The sequence below is a fragment of the Terriglobus sp. YAF25 genome, assembly GCF_052113305.1.
In the GTDB taxonomy this organism is placed as follows: Bacteria; Acidobacteriota; Terriglobia; order Terriglobales; family Acidobacteriaceae; genus Terriglobus.
The window spans coordinates 1-1,903 of sequence record NZ_JBFRCY010000957.1; the positions used below are offsets into that span (position 1 = coordinate 1).

A 1,903-nucleotide genomic window follows, 5' to 3' on the forward strand; every position below is an offset into this window, starting at 1 on the left:
ACTCGAGGCTGTGTAGCGGTAACTGACGAAGAGATGGATGAGATATGGCGTCTCGTCCCCGACGGGACGCCCATCGAGATCCGCCCTTAGCTGAACAACTCGAGGCTGTGTAGCGGTAACTGACGAAGAGATGGATGAGATATGGCGTCTCGTCCCCGACGGGACGCCCATCGAGATCCGCCCTTAGCTGAACAGGAACTCCTTCGTCCGGAGCTCCTTGATCGTGTCGCGCAACTTTGCTGCCTTCTCGAACTCGAACTGTTTGGCTGCCTCGCGCATCTCGGTTTCGAGCTTTCCGATGTAGGTGTCCAATTCCTGCTGCGTCGCGAACTCCGGCATCCCTTCCACCTCTGCCGTCAGATCTGCATAATCGGCTGCCAGCACCACGGCAAGCGAGTCTTCGATTGCGCGAACGACAGTTCTCGGTGTAATGCCGTGTTCCGTGTTGTAGGCCACCTGCGCTTCGCGTCGACGGCTGGTCTCGTCGATCGCTCGCTGCATGGAGTCCGTCATCTTGTCGGCATACAGAATTGCCCGGCCTTCCAGGTGTCGCGCCGCACGTCCGATGGTCTGGATGAGCGAACCCTGCGAACGCAGAAATCCTTCCTTATCGGCGTCCAGAATAGCCACGAGAGAGACCTCAGGCAGATCCAGGCCTTCGCGCAGAAGGTTGATGCCGATCAGCACGTCGTACTCACCTTTACGTAGGTCGCGCAACAGCTTTACCCGTTCCAGTGTCTCGATCTCCGAATGCATGTAGCGGCAGCGGACACCGACTTCGGTATAGTAGCCGGCGAGATCTTCGGCCATACGTTTCGTCAGGGTTGTTACCAGGACACGCTGGTTTCTCGCAGCCCGGTCACGAATCTCGCCCAGCAGATCGTCGATCTGTCCTTTGACCGGCCGAATCTCGACTTCAGGATCGATGAGGCCGGTGGGGCGGATGATCTGTTCGACGACCAYGCCCTCCGCCTTTGTCAGTTCGTACGGTCCCGGAGTCGCCGAAACGTAGATGATCTGCCCGGTGCGCGACTCAAATTCCTCGAAGCGCAGCGGCCGGTTGTCGCGTGCCGAGGGCAGGCGGAAGCCGTAGTCCACCAGGTTCTGTTTGCGGGAGCGATCACCGTGCCACATGCCGTGCAGCTGCGGTACGGTGACATGCGACTCGTCGATGAAGATCAGGAAGTCCTTCGGAAAGTAATCCAAAAGCGTCGGCGGAGGCTCACCCGGAAGACGTCCGGAGAAGTGGCGTGAGTAGTTCTCGATGCCGTGACAGTAGCCGACAGATTTGATCATCTCAAGGTCGAAGCGTGTGCGCTGATGAATGCGCTGCGCCTCCACCATGCGGCCCTCTTTTTCAAGTTGCGCCTCCCACTCGGCAAGCTCTTCGAGGATGGAGTCCATCGCCGACTTCTTCTTCTCCGGCTGCACGACGTAGTGCGATTTCGGATAGATCGGCAGCCGAGAATAGCGCTGCTTGACGAGCCGCAGCTTGTCGAGCTCTTCATTGATGGTGGCTTCTTTCTCGATGTAGAGGTCGCCCGAAGGAATGTAGGCCTCGGGCTGGTAGTAGTCGTAGTAGCTGACGAAGTACTCCACCGCGTTGTTTGGGAAGAACTGCTTGAACTCGTGATAAAGCTGCGCGGCCAATGTCTTGTTATGCGCGAGTACAAGCGCAGGACGGTCAGACTGCTCGATGACCTTCGCCATGGTGAAGGTCTTACCCGACCCGGTCACGCCGAGCAGCACCTGGTGCTTTTCACCGTCGTGCAGACCGGTCATGAGCTCGGTGATGGCACGCGGTTGGTCTCCCTGTGGCTTGTAGGTGGTGGAGAGCTGAAAGTCCATCCACTAAGAATATCAGGAGAAAGATGAGCTAAGACATATTCGCTTTTCTTTCTCC

At 57.8% G+C, this 1,903-nt stretch carries 2 protein-coding genes and 1 pseudogene; 2 read left to right on the top strand and 1 reads right to left on the bottom strand.

Annotated elements, in window-relative coordinates; all coding sequences use genetic code 11:
* Both AB4043_RS25570 and AB4043_RS25575 read left to right on the top strand, forming a co-directional pair.
* A partial coding sequence (locus tag AB4043_RS25570; protein WP_442308527.1) for a L,D-transpeptidase family protein occupies positions 1 to 90 on the top strand: 90 nt, incomplete at its 5' end.
* Positions 91 to 109: 19 nt separating this feature from the next.
* Positions 110 to 187 (top strand): annotated as a pseudogene (locus tag AB4043_RS25575) (L,D-transpeptidase family protein); the annotation flags it as partial.
* Here the strand turns inward: AB4043_RS25575 and AB4043_RS25580 are convergent.
* On the bottom strand, positions 184 to 1,848 hold the full coding sequence (locus AB4043_RS25580) for an excinuclease ABC subunit UvrB (RefSeq protein ID WP_442308526.1): 1,665 nt from the start codon (positions 1,846 to 1,848) through the stop codon (positions 184 to 186). The pseudogene AB4043_RS25575 and the gene AB4043_RS25580 sit on opposite strands and share 4 nt — an antisense overlap.
* Positions 1,849 to 1,903 lie beyond the last annotated feature (55 nt).